Source organism: Bradyrhizobium canariense, assembly GCF_018130465.1.
GTDB classification, from domain to species: Bacteria; Pseudomonadota; Alphaproteobacteria; order Rhizobiales; family Xanthobacteraceae; genus Bradyrhizobium; species Bradyrhizobium canariense_C.
The window spans coordinates 106,409-123,830 of record NZ_JAFCKJ010000019.1; the positions used below are offsets into that span (position 1 = coordinate 106,409).

Consider the following 17,422-nt stretch of genomic DNA (forward strand, 5'->3'; position numbering starts at 1 on the left):
GCCCAGACAAAGTCCAGCGCAGGGGCGATCCCGGCGGGCAGCCTTGCGTACTAGCCTTGCGCAATGCCCGCTTGTCTGGAGCTGCGGCAACCGACATCATCGGGGCCCATCCTCGTCCGACAGGGGTCGTATGAAACGCTTAGCAAACCTGAAACGCCTGGGGTTTTTCACACGGCTTCTCGACGAGGCCCCGCCCGCCGACCGATATCGCTTCGCGGCCGAGCAGATCGTGCGCGCCGAGAAGGCGGGCCTCGATTCCGCGTGGATCGCGCAGCACCATTTCCACGAGCGCGAGGGCGGCCTGCCGTCGCCCTTCACTTTCCTCGGTTACGTCGCAGCGCAGACCTCGCGCATCCGGCTCGGCACCGGCATTGTCACCTTGCCGCTGGAGAATGCGGTGAGGGTGGCGGAGGACGCCGCGGTGCTCGATCTCCTTTGCAACGGTCGATTCGAGCTCGGTGTCGGCACCGGCGGCAATCCCTCGGCCTTTGCCGCCTTCGGCCTCGACAGCGCCCAGCGCAACGAGATATTTGCGCGCAATCTGGACGTCGTCCGCACGGCGCTGGTGGGCAAGCCGCTCGACGGCGGCGATACGCTCTATCCGCAGCGGCCGCAATTGGACAACCGGATCTGGCAGGCGACGTTCTCTGTCGCGGGCGGCGCACGTGCCGGCAAGGCGGGCGACGGCCTGTTGCTGTCGCGCACCCAGCCTCGGACCAAGGAGGCGCCGAAGGCAACGCTGGCCGAGATTCAGAATCCGGTCATCGATGCCTATCTCGAAGCGCTGCCGCCGGGACGCGAACCCCGCATCATGGCCTCGCGTACCGTCTTCGTCGCCGACGACCGGACCGAGGCGATGCGGCTTGCCGATATCGGGCTGCGGCGCGCGCTGCCGCAATTCCTCAAGGGCGGCCACGCCAGGCCGGGCGAGACGCTGGAGGAGATGATCGCGGCGTTCGACACCCATGTCGGCGCGGCCGACGACGTCATCGCCTCGCTGCGCGCCGACGCCACGCTGGAGCGGGTGACCGATCTCGTCTTCCAGGCGCATTCGGTCGACGCCCCGCATCCCCATATCCTGCGCTCGATCGAGCTGGTCGCAGAGAAGGTCGCGCCGGCGCTGGGCTGGACGCGGACGGCGCCCGACGTGGCGTTGGCGGGTTAGTCGGAATGAACGGAATCGCGTTGCACGAGGCTGCAAGAGGCTGAATGATGGCTACGAAAGATATCATCGACACGCTCGCCGGGATCGAACCGGGTTCGTCCCTCGATGCCATTCGCGGGCGCCGCCTGCAGGCGCGCGACAACGCGCAGAAGAGCTATCTCTCGCTGCTCGAGCCCGTGGACGCCGGCGATGTCTCGCTGGTGGAGCGCGCCGCGGTCGCGCTCTTCGTGATCGGTCTTCACCGTGAGCCCACAATGGCCGGCTTCTATCGGGCGAAGTTAGCTGCGACCGCCGATGGCGCGCGTCTGGTCGAAGCGGTCGATGTCGAAATCGCGCGCGGCGAGACCTCAGGCCCCTACGGCGCGTTTCCGGCCGGCCCCCTGTCGGTCGAGAACAAGGCCGGCCTGATCTATCGCGTCAGTGCGGAGCGCAAGCCCGACCTCGGCGCCCGGCTCGTTGCTGCGTTCGAGCATGCGCATCTGCTGGTGTTCCGCCCGCGAGATGCGGCCGCGGCCGACATGAAGGCGCTGCTCGCCGCCGGCTGGTCGAACACCGGCATCGTCACGTTCTCTCAGCTCGTCGCGTTCCTGTCGTTCCAGGTGCGCGTCGTCACCGGACTGCGCGTGCTCGGTGCCTCGCTTGGGCGCGCAAACGCCGCGGCCGGCGCATAAGGAGGCTGCATCATGAGCGCTGCAAACAATGTCAATCCGCCCGTCGTCTTCACCCAGGACGAACTGGGCTGGGTGTCGTGGATCGATCCGCTGCCCGAAGCCGAGCTGACCGAGCGGCATTTCGCCGGCCTCGTCGATCGCTCCCGTTCCAAGTCCGAGTATTTCCGTCTGCTGGTGCGCGATCCCGAGGTGCTGGAGGCCCGCACCAAGACCGACAAGGACATCTTCTACAACGTCGCCGACGGCCTGCCGCGTGCCGAGCGCGAGCTCGCGGCGGCTGCGACCTCGCGCTACAACGGCTGCATTTACTGCGCCTCCGTACATGCGCGTTTCGCCAGCACCTATTCCAAGCGCCGCGACGATGTGCAGCGCCTGCTCGACGAAGGCGTTGGCGCCGATCTCGGCGAGCGCTGGAATGCGGTCGTCAAGGCCTCGGTGGCGCTGGCTGCGACGCCGATCGCGTTCGGCCCCGACAATATCGATGAGCTGCGCCGCGCCGGGCTCGACGATGCGGAGATCGTCGACGTCATCAACGGCGCGTCGTTCTTCAACTGGGCGAACCGGCTGATGCTGTCGCTCGGCGAGCCCTCGAAATAGGCAATCTCACCGGCATAGAAATTGCTGGTTGTTTCAACACTGGATGGAGCCGTACATGAGCAACATCGATCGTCGTACCCTGGTCAAGGGCTCGCTTGCCGCCATGATGGCGGGAGCAGCCTTCTCGCGCGCCGCCTTCGCGCAATCGTCAGAGCCGATTTTGCTGGGCGTCAGCGGTCCGCTGACCGGGCCGAACGCGCAATATGGCACGCAGTGGAAGCAGGGCTTTGATCTCGCGCTCGACGAGATCCAGGCAGCGGGCGGCATCAACGGCCGCAAGCTCGCCTACAGCTTTGAAGACAGCCAGAGCGACCCGCGTCAGTCGGTGGCGATCGCCCAGAAGTTCGTCTCGGATCCCAGGATCGTCATGGAGCTCGGCGATTTCTCCAGTCCCGCATCGATGGCGGCCTCGCCGATCTATCAGCGCGGCGGGCTGGTGCAGTTCGGCTTCACCAATTCGCATCCCGATTTCACCAAGGGCGGTGACTTCATGTGGAGCACCTCGGTCAGCCAGGCCGACGAGCAGCCGCTGCTGGCGGCCTACGCCGTCAAGCGTCTCGGCCTGAAGAAGCTCGCCGTGCTGCACCTCAACACCGATTGGGGCCGCACCAGCCGCGACTATTTCGTCAAGGCTGCGAAGGAGCATGGCGCCGAAATCGCCGTTACCGAGGGCTACATCGCGGAAGAGCGCGACTTCCGCTCCACGCTGGTGCGTGTCCGCGATGCCAATCCGGATGGGCTGATCCTGATCTCCTATTATTCCGACGGTGCGCTGATCGCGCGCCAGGCGCGCCAGGTCGGGCTGAAGCAGGTGATCTGCGCCGCGAGCTCGGTCTACTCACCGAAATTCCTGGAGCTCGGCGGCGAGGCGGTCGAGGACGTCCATGTCGGCACGCGCTACTTCCCGGAAGACCCGCGCCCCGAGGTGCAGACGTTCATCGCGGGCTTCAAGAAGAAGTACTCCGGATTGGAGCCTGACGCGTTCAACGCCTACGCCTATGACGCGATGAACATGGCGGCCGCCGTGGTGAGGATCGGCGGCGCCGACCGGCGCGCGGTCCGCGACGCCTTCACGAAAGTGAAGGACGTCTCGAGCGTGATCTTCGGCAAAGCGACGTTCGACGTCGAGAGCCGCCGCGTCAAGGGCGCGATGAACGCCGAGCTCGTCGTGCGCAAGGGCCAGTTCGCGCTCTGGGACGGCAAGCCGACCTGAGGGGATCTCCTGCGTGTCTTCCTGGCTCGACTACACGATCAACGGGCTGATCGTCGGTAACGTCTACGCGCTCGTTGCGGTCGGGCTCGCGCTGATCTTCGGCGTCAGCCGGCTGATCAACTTTGCGCAAGGGTCGATCTACCTCGTCGGCGCCTATATCGGTTGGGTCGCGGTGGTGCAGCTGCATACGCCGCTGCCGCTCACCATCATCGTGGTCGCGGTGGCGGCGGCGCTGGTCGGCTTGATCATCGAACGGTTCGGCCTGCGTCCGCTGCAGAACTCGGTGCGCATCGCTCCGTTGCTGGCGACCATCGGCATCAGCTTCGTGCTCGATCAGCTCGTGATGCTAACTTTCTCGCCCAATCCGCGCGCGCTGCCGAGCCAGTTGCCGGATGTCCGCTTCCAGATCGGCGGCGGCACGATCGGCCCGCTCGATCTGCTCATCGCTGGCGTCGGCATCACTAGCGCGCTGCTGCTGTTCGTGTTCCTGCGCTATAGCAAGCTTGGCTGGGCCATCCGCGCCACGGCGCAGGATCGCGACGCCGCGATGCAGATGGGCGTCGACGTCAACCGCGTCAATCAGGCGGTGTTCGGCATTGCGGCTGCGCTCGGTGGCGTCTCCGGCCTGCTGGTCGGCATGTACTACAACCAGATCGACACTGCGATGAGCCTGCAGGCGACGCTCAAGGGCGTCGTCGCCGAAGTCGTCGGCGGCGCCGGCAACGTGCCGGGTGCGGTGATCGGCAGCCTGCTGCTCGGACTGGTCGAGAGCTACGGCGTCGCCGTGTTCGGCACCAGCTACCGCAATCTGTTCGCGTTCCTGCTGCTGGTCGTGGTGCTCGTGCTGCGCCCGAACGGCCTGTTCGCCAGCGCACGGCAGGCGCCGCCCGAGCCGCTCACCGGCACTTTCATTGCGCCGAGCCGCCCTGTGCGAATTCCGCGCTGGGCGCTGCTGGTCGCGACCGGCATCTTCGCGGTTCTGCCGCTGTTGCCGGTGTCGTTCTACGTGCTCCAGACCCTGATCAACGCCTGGCTGCTCGGCATGCTCGCGCTGAGCCTTACCCTGGTTGCAGGCACGATCGGCCAGGTCTCGCTCGGACACGCCGCGCTGCTCGCGATCGGTGCCTACACCTCCGCGCTGCTGTCGCTCACGTTCTCCGTTCCTGTCGGCCTCGCCATCATCGGCGGCGGCCTGATGAGTGCCGCGCTCGGCACGGCGCTGATCTCGCCGTCGTTCAGGCTGCGCGGGCACTATGTGTCGATCGCGACGCTCGCGATCGGCGAGATCGTCTCGCTGGTGATCCTGAACTGGGAGAGCGTCACCCGCGGTCCAATCGGCATCTCCGGCATCCCGCCGCTGTCGCTGGCTGGCTATGAGCTGGTCAGCCCGATTTCGATCTACTGGTTCAGCTTCATCGTGATGGTCGTGCTGGCGCTGCTGCAGGGACGCCTGCTCGGCTCGCATCTCGGCCGCAGCTTTCGCGCCATCCGCGACGACGACATCGCCGCGCGCGCCTACGGGCTCAGCCTGAATCGCTACAAATCGCTGGCCTTCATCTTCGGCGGCTTCGCCGCCGGCGTCAGCGGCGGCATCGCCGCGCATCTCTATTCCTACATCAACCACGAGACCTTCAACACGCAGCAATCCATTTTGGCGCTGACCGTGGTGATCCTCGGCGGCCTCGGCAATGTCGTCGGCGCCATCGTCGGTGCGGTGGCGCTGGTCGGCTTGCCGGAAGTGTTCCGGATCGCGGCGGAGTATCGCATCCTGATCTACGGCATCGTGCTGCTGCTGCTCGTGCGGTTCAGGCCGCAGGGCCTGTTGGGGACGATGTGATGAGCACGACCATGCTGTCCCTGCGCGGGCTGACGCGGCGTTTCGGCGGCCTCACCGCCGTCGACGCCATCGATCTCGATCTCGCCAAGGGCGAACTGATCAGCATCATCGGCCCGAACGGGGCCGGCAAGACGACGCTGTTCAATCTCGTGACCGGGCTTGATCGGCCGGACGCCGGGACGGTTCGCTTCGAAGGTCAGGACATCACGGGTCTGTCGCCGGAACGGCTCGCCGCCGAAGGCATCGCGCGCACGTTCCAGCTCGGCCGCGTCTTCGGCAATCTCAGCGTCATGGACAACGTGTTGATCGGCGCCCACACGCGGCTGCGTGCGGTCAAGCCGGCCGTGCCGGTGATCGGCCCGCTGCTGGAACTGGGGTTGGCGCTGCTGCGCCCCGCCAGCGTCAAGGCCGAGGAGGAGCGGTTGCGCGAGGAGATGAAGGTCATTCTCGCGCGCTTCGGCGAGCGGCTGCTGCCGCGCATCGACCAGCCGGCTTACAGTCTCTCCTACGCCAACCGCCGCCGCGTCGAGATCGCGCGGGCGCTCGCGCTGAAGCCCCGCCTGCTGTTGCTGGACGAGCCGACCGCCGGCATGAACCCGACCGAAACCACGGAGATGCAGGGGCTCGTCGCCGAGCTGAAGGCCGAAGGGCTGACGATCTTGCTGATCGAGCACAAGCTCGAAATGGTGATGCGCCTCTCCGACCGCGTCATCGTCATGGACGAGGGCAAGAAGATCGCGGAAGGACCGGGCGAAGCGGTGCGCAACGATCCCAAAGTGATCGAGGCCTATCTCGGCCACGGCCTGACGACGGAGCGGGAGAGCGCGGCATGACGAACTCGCCTCCCGATGCGCTGCTCGCGCTGACCAACGTCAATACCTTCTACGGCCAGGCCCAGGTGCATTTCGACCTGTCGATATCAGTTCCGCGCGGCCACATCGTCTGCCTGCTCGGCGGCAACGCCAGCGGCAAGTCGACGACGATGAAGATCATCCTCGGTCTCGTCAAACCGCGCTCCGGTGACGTGACTTTCGACGGCGCCTCGCTGCTCGGACTTTCCACGCCGCAGATCGTCCGCCGCGGCATCGCCTCGGTGCCGGAGGCGCGGCGCCTGTTCGCGGACATGAGCGTCCGCGAGAACATCCTGATGGGTGCCTTCGTGCGCAACGACCGTGAGGCGATCGCGCAGGATCTGGACAAGATGCTCACGCTGTTCCCGAAGCTCGGACAGCGGCTGTCGCAGCGCGCCGGTTCGCTCTCCGGCGGCGAGCAGCAGATGGTCGCGATGGCGCGCGCGCTGATGAGCCGTCCCAGGATGATCGTGATGGACGAGCCGACCATGGGCTTGTCGCCGCTCTATGTCGACCGCGTGCTGGAACTGATCCGCACCATCAACCAGGAGGGCGTCTCGGTCTTCATGGTCGAGCAGAACGCCAGCCTCGCGCTCGAGATCGCGCACGAGGCCTATGTGCTCCAGACCGGCAAGATCGTTCTCTCCGGCTCCGCGCGTGCACTGAAGGACGATCCCCGCATCCGCGACGCCTATCTCGGCGGCTCCGAGGCGGCGTAGCGCCATCATGGGCTGCATGGTTCGAGACGCCCTCGCTTGCGCGGGCCCTCACCATGAGAGTCTGATAGTGACACCGCCGCGAATTCAGACCTCATCCTGAGGAGCCCGCAAAGCGGGCGTCTCGAAGGATGGCCGCAAGCATTCCTGCAAAGCGGCTCTCCCGAATTGCACTGGTCAGTATGACCATCCTATGAAAAGATCATACCGCTCGTGCGATGGGCGTGCAGTGGACGGAATGATTGTCGTGACGAGATGGTCTTTGCGGGCGGTCGAGCCCGGAATGGTGCTGCTGTTCGGCGGGCTGATCGCGGCCAACATCGCGGCGTGGGCCTGGGCCTTCGCGGCGTTCGGTGACCGGCCGACGGTGATGGCGACCGCGCTGCTCGCCTGGGTGTTCGGCCTGCGCCACGCCGTCGATGCCGACCACATCGCTGCCATCGACAATGTCGTGCGCAAGCAGATGCAGGCAGGCGGCGCACCACGCAGCGTCGGTCTCTATTTCGCGCTCGGCCATTCCACAATCGTCGTGGTCGCGACCATGCTGCTCGCGCTCGGCGTCGTGAGCCTTGGTGTCGGAAGTCTTGGCGGCGACAGCCTGCTCAAGGAGATCGGCGGCTTCATCGGCACGTCGGTCTCGGCGCTGTTCCTGCTGGTGATCGCGGCCATCAATCTCGTCATCTTCGCTGGCCTGTGGCGGACGTTTCGCGCGGCACGGGAGCAGGGGATTCACGACGCCGAGGGGCTCGATGCCCTGCTTGCCAATCGCGGCGTCCTGGCGCGGCTGCTCGGCCCGATGTTCCGCCTGGTGACAAAACCCTGGCACATGTATCCGCTCGGCTTCCTGTTCGGGCTCGGCTTCGACACCGCAACCGAAATCGGCCTGCTCAGCATCTCTGCAGGCGAGGCCGCGCGCGGCGCTTCGTTTGCCGATGTCCTGGTCTTCCCCGCGTTGTTCGCATCGGGAATGGCGCTGGTCGATACCGCCGACTCGGCCCTGATGGTCAGCGCCTATCGCTGGGCCTTCGTCGATCCGCTGCGAAAGCTCTGGTACAACCTCACGATAACCGGGGCTTCCGTGGCGGTGGCGCTGTTGATCGGCGGAATCGAGGCGCTCGGGCTGATCGCGGACCGGCTCAGCCTGTCCGGCGGCGTGTGGGCGCTGGTCGACGCACTCAACGACTCGCTCGCCAATGTCGGCTTCGCCGTGATCGCGCTGTTCGCGATCGCATGGCTCGTCTCGGTCGTGCTCTATCGGCGCATATTTGCGCTTGAGCGGCGGCGCGCGGCAGATGCGCTTATCGGCGCCAACGCCACCGAGGCGGCCTGATCGACAATCCGCTGGCTCAAGCCGACGCCGCGCTCGCGACCTGCTCCGCCGGCACATCGTCGGCATTGGGATCGCCCGGCGCGGTGGCCCAGGCCAGCTCCACCAGCGTCACGAACCTGCGTCCGGCGCCGTCGAGCTGGCAGACGATCAGACCCTGCTCCTCCATGTAGCCGAGCAGGCGCTGCGCCCGCCGCAGCGAGTGCGAACCATAGGCGCGGGCGATCGCGGCGTCGCCGGGACAGGGCCAGCCTTCTTTCGCGGCGCGCGCGATCATCATGAACACGCCCTGCATGTCGTCGGGCAGGATCGAGGCACGCAGCGAGACGTCCTGCCAGGCGTCGTCCTCGGCATGCTCGGCGCCAAGCCCGGCGCGCGCGCGCGTCAGCATGCGGCGGAATTCGTTGAGGTCGGGCACGGCCGAGCCGAGCCCTTCGATGCGGCAGCGAACCAAGAACTCCTGGTAGAGCACGCCGACCGCGCGGAAACCGGCATCGGGCGCGGCGAGCACGGCACGCAGGGTTCGATCGACGCGCTCGCGCCGCTCCGCGAGCTCCTCGGCACTGATCGGTACCTCGATCATTTCGGGGCCGATCTCCGGTGCCGCAGCCTTTGCGGCGCGGAGCTGTTCGAGCAGATCGGGCGCGGGCCGGCGCTGCGGCCGGCTGGCATCGGGCGGCGGCGCGGCCAGGATCACGGCGCGCATATCCTCGAGTGTCGCTTCAGGCATCGGCATCAGCCGCGGGGTGGAATTGCGCGGCTGGGTTTCGGTCGCGCCGATGTTCAAACGCAGGGGGCGTCGCGACAGCGCAGGTCCCAGCGCCATGAATTGTCCGCGTTCGAGATCGCGGAAGGATTCGGCCTGCCGCCGCTCCATGCCGAGCAGGTCGGCGGCGCGTGCCATGTCGATGTCGAGGAAGGTGCGCCCCATCAGGAAGTTGGACGCTTCCGCCGCGACGTTCTTGGCGAGCTTTGCCAGCCGCTGGGTCGCGATGATCCCGGCAAGCCCGCGCTTGCGGCCGCGACACATCAGGTTGGTCATCGCACTGAGCGAAAGTTTTCGCGCTTCGTCCGAGACTTCGCCCGCGACCGCAGGCGCAAACAGCTGCGCCTCGTCGACGACCACCAGCATCGGGTACCAATGGTCCCGGTCCACGTCGAAGAGCCCGCCGAGGAAGGCCGCGGCGCGGCGCATCTGATTTTCTGCGTCGAGCCCTTCGAGATTGAGCACGGTGGAGACGCGATGCAGCCGCGCGCGCTCGCCGGCGACCTGAAGGCCGCGCTCGGTGTGATCCTCGGCCTCGATCACGAGATGGCCGAAATGCTCCGCCAGCGTGACGAAATCTCCTTCGGGATCGATGATGGCCTGCTGCACCCAGGGCGCGCTCTGCTCCAGCAGACGGCGCAACAGATGCGATTTGCCTGAGCCCGAATTGCCCTGCACCAGGAGGCGGGTCGCCAGCAGTTCCTCGAGGTCCATGGCCGCCGCGGCGCCCGCCGTGGTCTGCCCCATCTCGATCGCAACCGTCATGCCCGACTCAGACCCCATCATTCGCGGACAGGGGCTTACCAACCCGGTCGGGGCGCGTCGAGCGCCACGGCGCCAATCATGACCCGTTGCCCACGGCGCAGTTCAGGCGTGATGCGACAACCGTAGAAGTGCGGGCCGATAGGGGGCTTGCGGATCGTCGTCCTCATGCGAGGGAATGGCGCAGGAGCCGAATTCCTGCCTGATCCGCTCGATCTCGGCGATGCGCTCGTGCAGCCGCTGCAGGTGCTCCGGGGATTTCGCCCGCCAGAATCGGAAGGTGTCGGCGGTGAGCGGCAGGAACGCGGTGCCGAACGGTGTCGGCTCCGGAACGACGGTGCGTCCGAGCAGCAGGAACCGGGCGGCGCTGGAGACGACGAGGGTCGCGTAGCCGCGGTTTCCGATTCGCCTGATGCCGTTCAGCGACCATTCCGCGAGCTTGCTGAAATAGGGTTCCTCGCGCCAGCGATCGGGGCAATGGTCATCGACGGTGACGTTGACGGCGTCCCGGCTGAAATGGACGATGATGCCCGATTTCGCGGGAAACCAGTCGTCGTCGAGATGGCCTTGCAGCCAGGCGCAGACGAATGACCGGCACATCTGCGGACGGCGCTCGTAGATGGTGCAGCCCGTGCCGGCCTGCCAATGCGTGCACAGCTGGTTCACCGGCTTGTCGACGGCGGCCACCTCCAGGATATCGCAGCAGGCGTTGCACGATCCGCATTGCCGGGCGGGCTGGGTCGTCTTCGTCGGGCCGGTCGCGCGAAAACCCTGGCCGTCGCGGACCAGCAGCTTCTGCTTCTCCAGCGCACTCAACGCACGTTCGATCTTGAGACGGGATAGTCCGGTGGCGTCGATCACGCCCTTCATCGTCGTCGCGCCGGTCTCTACTGCGCGGACGACGCTCAGCATCGCCTGGTCCATGACTTCTTTTTCTTCAATTGTTCTTTGCTGGATCCCGAACGCAGGGGCCGCAAACCGTGTCTCGAAAAGCCGTAAAAGACAGCTGACTTGCAAAGCTATTTTGCTCAGCCCTGTCCGCGAGACAAGACAACGAGCCTGCCGCACGCGCATGCAGCGTTTGCGCAAATGAAGGATCACACCCGAAGCGTGCGACCTCGTTCCGGCGCGCGGCGGAGAAGAATTTGTGCGCTTTGGTTCAGTTCGCGCGGAAATGCCGCATTTTCACGCTGCATCACGTCCAGACATGACGGGCAACATGCTGTGTCTCACCCACACGTGATTGTCTGCGGGTGAGAGCGGGAGCGGACTGGAGGCGACACGATTGCGTGATCAACGGCTCGCGATCACTCTTGTTGAGTTTGCGTCACACCGGGAACAGTGCCGTGCGAGATGATTTGCGGGTGGGCGTGGTCATACTGAGCGCGATGCTCAGCCTTGGTGTCAGCCTTCGTGTCAGCCCTGGGCGTCCCGATCCCGTCACGCGTGCCGGCGCGGTCACGCCGGTCGCGGTGACCGGCCTGATCTGGCTGCAATCATTCCCGGGCGCGTGAGCGCCGAGGGCGTTCGATAGCGATGGAAGCGACCGTTTTACTGGGCGCCCGATCCGCCCTGCACGATCTTCTCGTTGAGTTTCAGGTCCACGGTCTCGACCGTGCGGTCGATCTCTGCATTGGGCACGCCGAGCTGATGCGAGATCAGCTTGACCAGCAGGTCGACGCGCTCGATGAAGGGCGCGCCGCCCGCCACGGCGCGCGCGGCCGATGACGGCTTGAGCAGGCTTTCGGCGGCCTTGGCGTATTTCGCGAACGGCACCTGGTCCTGCGGATCGGCGCCGAGACGGCGGGCGATCGCGTCGACATGGTCGTAGATCGTCTGCGAGCGCGCGAGATCACCGTGCACGGCGTCGCGGATCGACTGCGGCTCGTGCGGCGTGATGCAGCGGTAGTTGCCGGTGAGCAGCATCGACCATTTCGCCAGCGGCACGAACAGAGAATCGAACACCTTCAGCTTCACCGGCACGTCGTGGCCATCGAGCGTCACCGCGTCGATGTCGGCTTCGAGCTCGCGCAGCACCTTGTTGTGCTTGTCGTCGGCGAAGACCGATGCCTTGAAATTCGTGGGCAGGCCGACGTGAAGCACGTTCGCAGCCTCTTCCGGCGGACGGAACGCCTGCGGGTCGGGCGAGCACAGGGTCACCAGCCCCGGCTCGAAGCGCTCCCACACCTGCGCATTGGTGTAGGCCTCCTCGAGATCCATGTCTGCGAGCGAGGGGATCCGCTTCAGATAGGGCAGCGGCGGCATGTTCATGATCGACAGGCACGGCAGCTTCGCCGCGGCGATCCTGACCATGAGAACGCGCACCGTGTGGTTGGTGTATTGCGGCTCCTGCATCGCAAGGCCGACCATGTCGTAACGGGACAAGTCCACATTGGCCGGCGTCACGGCGTCGAGCTTGCCGGGCAGGTCACGCGAGAAGATGGCGCGGTGAACCGCCTCGTCACGCAACTTGATGCGCACCTCGGTACCCTCGCGGTTGATCAGCTCCGCGGTCTTGGTGCGGCAGACCAGGGTCACGTTGTGGCCCGCCATCAGCAGCTTCGTGCCCAGCAGGGAGCCGTAGGAAGCCCCGAGAATCAGGATGTTACGCGCCATGTCTCGTCCCTTTGACTATTTGTGTGATTTTTGAGCCCCGGCCGTCATCCGCGGGCGAGTTTGGCGGCATCTAAGGCAAAGTGCCCGGCGATGGCAACTGGGATAATGGATACAAGGCGTGGAAGGGTCGGCAGGTGGCCCGGCCGTGTTGCTTGACGCCGAAAGCGTGACGATCCCGACCGGGCCACGGCTCTGCAGATACTTGAGTTGCTCAAATAAGTTGCTTATCCAAAGTTCGGAATGTCGGCTGTCTCAACCATCCCGGTTCACCCGGAGGGTGATCATGCGTCGTCACGTTTCGCGCGCCGTGTGCGGATGCGCGACGTCGAGGATTCGTCTCGCAAGTTTTCCAGCGAGAACGACAGTCGGAAAGTCCTGCGGCGTAAGACATTCGGCATCGATGAAGCGGCAATCCGCCGCATCTTTTATCGCTATCGTGATTGGTGGCGCGCCGGATGCGGTCATAAGGAATTCATGATGGAAGCCGACACAGACCCTGCCTCTTCCGTCATCAAATGAAATCCAATTTTTAGTCGTCAACCGCATCAAAAATCTACAAACGCGGAACAGTAAAAAATGGCAGAGTGGTGCGGGGCCTTAACTGTGTATCAGCAACGGAGCTGAGACGTGACGATTGAGTTGGAGTCGGCGTGCAACTTGTTTTGAGACCGGCTCGTTTGGACTGTGGTCCGTCTGGTCCAGTGCCCTCGCCCGCGCGAAGCGAAGACGGAACGATCATCGGGATCGGACACAAGCGCGATCAGGCACGCCTGAGATCGCATCGAGCTGGCGTGCAGGGCGTTGCGCTGACTGCGCAGCCGGCAAGTCCCGGCAACCGCTGACGCGCCGTTCGGGGACTGACATGGAAGGTGATCATTGGCCTCACGGCTCGTGCGACGGAGCCGGTGACAGTCTGGCACGTTTGCGCAATCGCGCGTCCGGATTTTTCGAAAGCTTGTCCGTCGCAGACCTTGTGCGTGAAGCGCCCAGGCATCTGTGGGTTTCGGACTGGTTGAGGGTCGCAGACGACTACCGGATATCCGCCGAATCCGCGCGCAGGGATGAGTCGGTTCTGATTGCCCTGGAAGCGTGGTTGTGCTCGCTGACGGCGCTCGAAGTCGTGCGAAGCTTGTCGTGTCCGGGAGATCTCGCCGATAGCGACCTCGCAGACAGGTTCGGTATCGGCCTCAGGGGTTTTGAGGATGACGCCGGTCCAGTGATCGAGCGCGTGAAGATCGATGGCCTCGATGAAGAGGCGTTGACCGGCCTCTTTCTGCCGGCGTTCCGTCACGGGCCTTCACCCGTGGTCATCTGTATCGCCGACGAGGAAGCCACCTTGGGCTCGATGATGAGCAGGTTGTTGCCGGCCTCATGTCGCCGGAGTGTGTCGCTTTTACTCGTCGATGCCAGCAATTCGTTCGTTCGTCGGTCCTTTAAGCCGGAGCATATGCTTCAATGCTGGCTGGACTATCTGGAGGCCCGCCCGGACGTCGATTCGCAACGGATTGCAGTCTATGGTGAAGGGGCGGGCGCCAGTCATGCGTCCCGCCTTGCCCTGCTGGATCGCAGGATCGCTGCCGCGGTGTGCGACGGCGGCATTGCGGCGCCGGTCATGCGCCGGGCATCGTTGCGCTGGATGAGCGGCCTTGAGCAAGCCGTCCGTGACACGACCTCGCCGGGTTCGTTGTTGCCGTCGCGTCGAATAGCTTGCCCGCTGCTCGTGGTCGTCGGGAGTCGCTCAATGGTATGGGAGGAGGATGCTCTCGAACTGCAGGCCGGCTATCGGCAGGCCGGAGCTGATTGCTCGACCGTCGTACCGAACTGCATCCCGCACCCTCTGGGCGAGGTCGAGAATTTTGTTGCCGTGGACGATTTCATTCTCGAATGGCTCGACAGCAAGCTGGGCGTTGCCCGCCCGATGGATCCCGTGACCTACCTCTAGCGGCGTCCGCGCATCGACGGCTCACGACACGTCGATCGCCAGCAATCGTGCCGCCAGCCGGGCGTTCTTGGCAATCGTCGTGAGCGCGTCATTCAGGTCTGTCAGAGTCTTCTCGTCGAGCTCGTTGAACATGGTCGAGTTCAAGGCAAGCTTTCTCTTGGACAGCTTTTCGATCTCCGTGGTCGCCTTTGCCGTCAGCGACATCATGACAAAGCGCGCGTCGTCCGCCGCCGGCCGCCGCGACAGGAAGCCGCCCTTTTCGAGGCTCTTGGTCTGGTTGGTGACGAAGGCGGGGTGGACGCGCAGCTTGTTCGCAATGTCGATTCCGGCGACGCCTCGCCCTTCGTCCAGTTCGGTGATGGCCATCAATATCAGCCACTGCGGCTCGGTAATGCCCAGCAGTTCGGCCCAGCTGGTGTGGATGTCCTCCAGCTGAGAGTGAATTTCGACGACGTTCCAGATGAAGTCCGTAATCGCCCTGTCGAGTTTCTTCTCGATCATGTGGCTCCCTCCCCCTTTGTCTTGTGTCCCATCTTTAATGGGATATTTGGGAGGCGTCTCGAATATCCCGCACCGACGATAGTGGTAGACACCGCAGGGTGGAAATCGCCCTGGCATTTATTGCTTGCAAAAAACAATTAAGTAAATTACGCCTTATAGCACTCAATTCTGCTGCTCTTGACCTCGTCGATAGACAGCGATGTGAGACCTCCAAGAAGCCCTCGGGATGCCCCCTGAGGGCTTTTCTTGCTTATCGGTACCGATTTCAGCGCCCGGGTCGCCGCTGTTGCTCGCAAGCCACATCGCGTTCGGAACTTACGATTCACCAAAGCAATAAATTGAGACCATTGTTTTTATAAACTATATGTGAAGCCACGACGGAGGGGGGGCACCTCACTGTCGTTTCAGTCCGGACCTTCGGTGCGGATCTGAATTGAACGGAAATTGAGAGGGTAAAGCGGCGTCCACCGAGGAGCCGAGCCCCCTGAACCGACCTGGAGGTTTACTAATGAAGTTGACGAAGTCGCTCTTTCTCGGCTCGGCTGCCGGCCTGATGGCCGTCTCCGGGGCGTTCGCAGCCGATCTCCCCGTGAAGGCCAAAGCGGTCGAGTACGTGAAGATCTGCTCGCTGTACGGCGCCGGTTTCTACTACATCCCGGGCACCGACACCTGCATCAAGCTCGGCGGTTACATGCGCGCTGACGCTGTGATCGGCTCCAACTCGGACTTCAATCCGAACCAGAGCGGTACTCCCGGTGCTCGCAACCGCCTGATGAACTACTACACCTTCCGCGCTCGTGAAGACCTCAACATCGACACCCGCACCGCGACCGAGTACGGCGTGGTCCGCACCTTCTTCGACGGCGTCTTCACCTGGACGAGCGGCAACTACACCCCCACCGGTTCGGCAACGGGCGCAACCCAATACAGCGGTACGCTCGGTCTCAACGCTGCGGGCACCGCTCTCGTCGGTTCGGGCAGCGGCAACGTCAACGGCACCGACGGCAACACCTCGGCCGGTGCGCTCGGCGTGTACTATGCCTTCATCCAGTTCGCCGGCTTCACGATGGGTAAGGCCGTGTCGCAGTTCGACGCGCCCTGGACCAACTATCCCGGCAACATCACCGACAACCTCGTCGGCGGCAGCGGCACGGTCACTGGTGTCAACCAGTTCACCTACACCGCCGACTTCGGTCAGGGCATCACGGCAGCGTTCTCGGCTGAAGACGTCTCGGCCTACTATCAGGCCGGCAACCTCAACATGACCGGCGCGACCGCGGGCGGCATGATCGGCGGCTCGTACGGCACCAACTCCATCGGCGGCACCCGTTCGCCGAACCTCGTCGGTATGGTGCGTGTCGACCAGGCCTGGGGTCTCTTCCAGGCGTCGGTGGCTGCGCATGACAACCACGTCGGTTACTACGGCGCTTCCGAGACCACCGGCCACCCCGACGACAAGTGGGGTTGGGCTGTGCAGCTCGCTCTGTCGATCAAGAACATCCCGACCGGCGCGGGTGACACGATCAACATCCAGGGCGTCTACACCGACGGTGCGACCCGCTACAACTTCCAGAACCTGTCGGGCAGCAGCTACGCGCTGTACGGCAACTCGGGCATTGCTGGCTCTTACGGCAGCATCGGCTTCGCCAACGCTCCCGACACGGTGTTCGTGACCGGCAGCTCGCAGGAAACCGTCAAGACCTGGGGCTTCCGTGGCGCCTACACCCACAACTGGGATCCCAACTGGAACACCGCGCTCTACGGTGCCTACGCTCAGGCCCAGTTCGGTACGCTGGCTAAGACCACCCTCTGCGGCGCCGGCGGCGGCGGCGGCGTGTTCGGTGGCCTGGCGGGTGTGACGGGTTGTAACCCGGACTTCGCGATCGGCCAGCTGGGTGTCGTCACCCGATGGACCCCGGTCAAGAACCTGACGTTCTCGGCAGACGTCTCCTGGACCCATCTCGACCAGAAGTACTCCGGTACGGTTGGCCTCGTCCCGAACGTCACGACCGCCAAGCCGGCCGCGGTTTACGAACTGAAGGACCAGGACTCGATCGCCATGATCCTCCGCGCTCAGCGCAACTGGTAAGATCTGTCGAACCACGTGAACGAACACCCGGCGGGAAACCGCCGGGTGTTTTTCGTTGCGCAAGGCAGATGATGTGAGGGCGGCGAAACGCCCAATTCCGATAGTCCGGATGGAGCCCCAAGCGTGATCAGGGGCCGCTCTTCCGGCGCGAGGCCTTGCTCGGATTGCGGCACGCTCGATTTGGGTGATGGGCCCCGCATCACCCGACGGGCAAAACACCTGCGAGGCTGTCAATCGGCCGCCGCAAAAATATTCCGCTTTACCGAAATTCGGTTTTGTCGTATGTGTCGCCCATCCCGGCTCATCCTTGAGGGGCGATCATGTGGTCGTCACGTTCGCGAGCCGGGCTTGCGGTGGACGCGGCAGCGT

General features: G+C 64.6%; 16 protein-coding genes. 12 read left to right on the top strand and 4 right to left on the bottom strand.

The features are described 5' to 3' along the window. The first annotated feature begins 130 nt into the window (after positions 1-130). From JQ591_RS33460 to JQ591_RS33495, 8 genes are all read left to right on the top strand, one after another. Positions 131-1,165, top strand: a complete 1,035-nt coding sequence (locus JQ591_RS33460; protein WP_211400228.1) for a putative FMN-dependent luciferase-like monooxygenase — start codon at positions 131-133, stop codon at positions 1,163-1,165. A gap of 47 nt (positions 1,166-1,212) precedes the next feature. Next, positions 1,213-1,836: a CMD domain protein gene (locus JQ591_RS33465; protein ID WP_211400245.1), complete on the top strand. Its 624-nt coding sequence runs from the start codon at positions 1,213-1,215 to the stop codon at positions 1,834-1,836. Positions 1,837-1,848: 12 nt separating this feature from the next. Then, a complete protein-coding gene (locus JQ591_RS33470) occupies positions 1,849-2,433 on the top strand; it encodes an alkylhydroperoxidase domain protein (protein ID WP_211400229.1) in 585 nt (194 codons plus the stop codon). 55 nt (positions 2,434-2,488) lie between these two features. Then, positions 2,489-3,646 carry an ABC transporter substrate-binding protein gene (locus tag JQ591_RS33475; protein WP_211400230.1) on the top strand — a complete coding sequence of 386 codons (1,158 nt, stop codon included), beginning with the start codon at positions 2,489-2,491 and terminating at the stop codon, positions 3,644-3,646. A 13-nt stretch (positions 3,647-3,659) separates the two neighbouring features. After that, positions 3,660-5,483, top strand: coding sequence for an ABC transporter permease (locus tag JQ591_RS33480; RefSeq protein ID WP_211400231.1), 1,824 nt, complete (start codon positions 3,660-3,662; stop codon positions 5,481-5,483). Then, positions 5,483-6,316, top strand: coding sequence for an ABC transporter ATP-binding protein (locus JQ591_RS33485; RefSeq protein ID WP_211400232.1), 834 nt, complete (start codon positions 5,483-5,485; stop codon positions 6,314-6,316). Before JQ591_RS33480 ends, JQ591_RS33485 begins: the two co-directional genes overlap by 1 nt. Further along, positions 6,313-7,053, top strand: coding sequence for an ABC transporter ATP-binding protein (locus JQ591_RS33490; protein WP_211400233.1), 741 nt, complete (start codon positions 6,313-6,315; stop codon positions 7,051-7,053). The genes JQ591_RS33485 and JQ591_RS33490 overlap by 4 nt, the downstream gene beginning before the upstream one ends. A 280-nt stretch (positions 7,054-7,333) precedes the next feature. Beyond that, positions 7,334-8,380: a HoxN/HupN/NixA family nickel/cobalt transporter gene (locus JQ591_RS33495; RefSeq protein ID WP_211400246.1), complete on the top strand. Its 1,047-nt coding sequence runs from the start codon at positions 7,334-7,336 to the stop codon at positions 8,378-8,380. Between the two features lie 16 nt (positions 8,381-8,396). On the opposite strand, the gene JQ591_RS33500 is transcribed toward JQ591_RS33495, so the two are convergent. Both JQ591_RS33500 and JQ591_RS33505 read right to left on the bottom strand, forming a co-directional pair. Then, positions 8,397-9,908, bottom strand: coding sequence for an ATP-binding protein (locus JQ591_RS33500; RefSeq protein WP_211400234.1), 1,512 nt, complete (start codon positions 9,906-9,908; stop codon positions 8,397-8,399). A gap of 102 nt (positions 9,909-10,010) precedes the next feature. Continuing rightward, the gene (locus JQ591_RS33505; RefSeq protein ID WP_211400235.1) at positions 10,011-10,829 is read right to left on the bottom strand and encodes a YkgJ family cysteine cluster protein; all 819 of its coding nucleotides are present in this window, start codon (positions 10,827-10,829) and stop codon (positions 10,011-10,013) included. 422 nt (positions 10,830-11,251) lie between these two features. Between JQ591_RS33505 and JQ591_RS33510 the strand changes: the two genes are divergently transcribed. Next, entirely contained in the window at positions 11,252-11,419 is a 168-nt protein-coding gene (locus tag JQ591_RS33510; RefSeq protein WP_211400248.1) for a hypothetical protein, read from the top strand. 37 nt (positions 11,420-11,456) lie between these two features. On the opposite strand, the gene JQ591_RS33515 is transcribed toward JQ591_RS33510, so the two are convergent. Then, positions 11,457-12,521 carry a ketopantoate reductase family protein gene (locus tag JQ591_RS33515; protein WP_211400236.1) on the bottom strand — a complete coding sequence of 355 codons (1,065 nt, stop codon included), beginning with the start codon at positions 12,519-12,521 and terminating at the stop codon, positions 11,457-11,459. 240 nt (positions 12,522-12,761) lie between these two features. On the opposite strand from JQ591_RS33515, the gene JQ591_RS33520 reads away from it, so the two are divergent. Both JQ591_RS33520 and JQ591_RS33525 read left to right on the top strand, forming a co-directional pair. Then, positions 12,762-13,040, top strand: coding sequence for a hypothetical protein (locus JQ591_RS33520; RefSeq protein ID WP_211400237.1), 279 nt, complete (start codon positions 12,762-12,764; stop codon positions 13,038-13,040). Between the two features lie 343 nt (positions 13,041-13,383). Then, positions 13,384-14,463, top strand: coding sequence for an alpha/beta hydrolase (locus JQ591_RS33525; protein WP_211400238.1), 1,080 nt, complete (start codon positions 13,384-13,386; stop codon positions 14,461-14,463). A gap of 21 nt (positions 14,464-14,484) precedes the next feature. Here the strand turns inward: JQ591_RS33525 and JQ591_RS33530 are convergent, their stop codons facing one another. Beyond that, the gene (locus JQ591_RS33530; RefSeq protein ID WP_211400239.1) at positions 14,485-14,964 is read right to left on the bottom strand and encodes a MarR family winged helix-turn-helix transcriptional regulator; all 480 of its coding nucleotides are present in this window, start codon (positions 14,962-14,964) and stop codon (positions 14,485-14,487) included. 508 nt (positions 14,965-15,472) lie between these two features. Here JQ591_RS33530 and JQ591_RS33535 point away from each other — a divergent pair. Next, the gene (locus tag JQ591_RS33535; protein WP_211400240.1) at positions 15,473-17,053 is read left to right on the top strand and encodes a porin; all 1,581 of its coding nucleotides are present in this window, start codon (positions 15,473-15,475) and stop codon (positions 17,051-17,053) included. Positions 17,054-17,422: the final 369 nt, after the last annotated feature.

Bases quoted from the DNA above. Each gene is read 5' to 3' on its own strand.
- JQ591_RS33520 (WP_211400237.1), top strand. From the start codon at position 12,762: ATGTCGGCTGTCTCAACCATCCCGGTTCACCCGGAGGGTGATCATGCG.
- JQ591_RS33515 (WP_211400236.1), bottom strand. From the start codon at position 12,521: ATGGCGCGTAACATCCTGATTCTCGGGGCTTCCTACGGCTCCCTGCTG.
- JQ591_RS33460 (WP_211400228.1), top strand. From the start codon at position 131: ATGAAACGCTTAGCAAACCTGAAACGCCTGGGGTTTTTCACACGGCTT.
- JQ591_RS33485 (WP_211400232.1), top strand. From the start codon at position 5,483: ATGAGCACGACCATGCTGTCCCTGCGCGGGCTGACGCGGCGTTTCGGC.
- JQ591_RS33500 (WP_211400234.1), bottom strand. From the start codon at position 9,908: ATGACGGTTGCGATCGAGATGGGGCAGACCACGGCGGGCGCCGCGGCG.
- JQ591_RS33530 (WP_211400239.1), bottom strand. From the start codon at position 14,964: ATGATCGAGAAGAAACTCGACAGGGCGATTACGGACTTCATCTGGAAC.
- JQ591_RS33495 (WP_211400246.1), top strand. From the start codon at position 7,334: ATGGTGCTGCTGTTCGGCGGGCTGATCGCGGCCAACATCGCGGCGTGG.
- JQ591_RS33465 (WP_211400245.1), top strand. From the start codon at position 1,213: ATGGCTACGAAAGATATCATCGACACGCTCGCCGGGATCGAACCGGGT.
- JQ591_RS33525 (WP_211400238.1), top strand. From the start codon at position 13,384: ATGGAAGGTGATCATTGGCCTCACGGCTCGTGCGACGGAGCCGGTGAC.
- JQ591_RS33535 (WP_211400240.1), top strand. From the start codon at position 15,473: ATGAAGTTGACGAAGTCGCTCTTTCTCGGCTCGGCTGCCGGCCTGATG.
- JQ591_RS33470 (WP_211400229.1), top strand. From the start codon at position 1,849: ATGAGCGCTGCAAACAATGTCAATCCGCCCGTCGTCTTCACCCAGGAC.
- JQ591_RS33505 (WP_211400235.1), bottom strand. From the start codon at position 10,829: ATGGACCAGGCGATGCTGAGCGTCGTCCGCGCAGTAGAGACCGGCGCG.
- JQ591_RS33490 (WP_211400233.1), top strand. From the start codon at position 6,313: ATGACGAACTCGCCTCCCGATGCGCTGCTCGCGCTGACCAACGTCAAT.
- JQ591_RS33475 (WP_211400230.1), top strand. From the start codon at position 2,489: ATGAGCAACATCGATCGTCGTACCCTGGTCAAGGGCTCGCTTGCCGCC.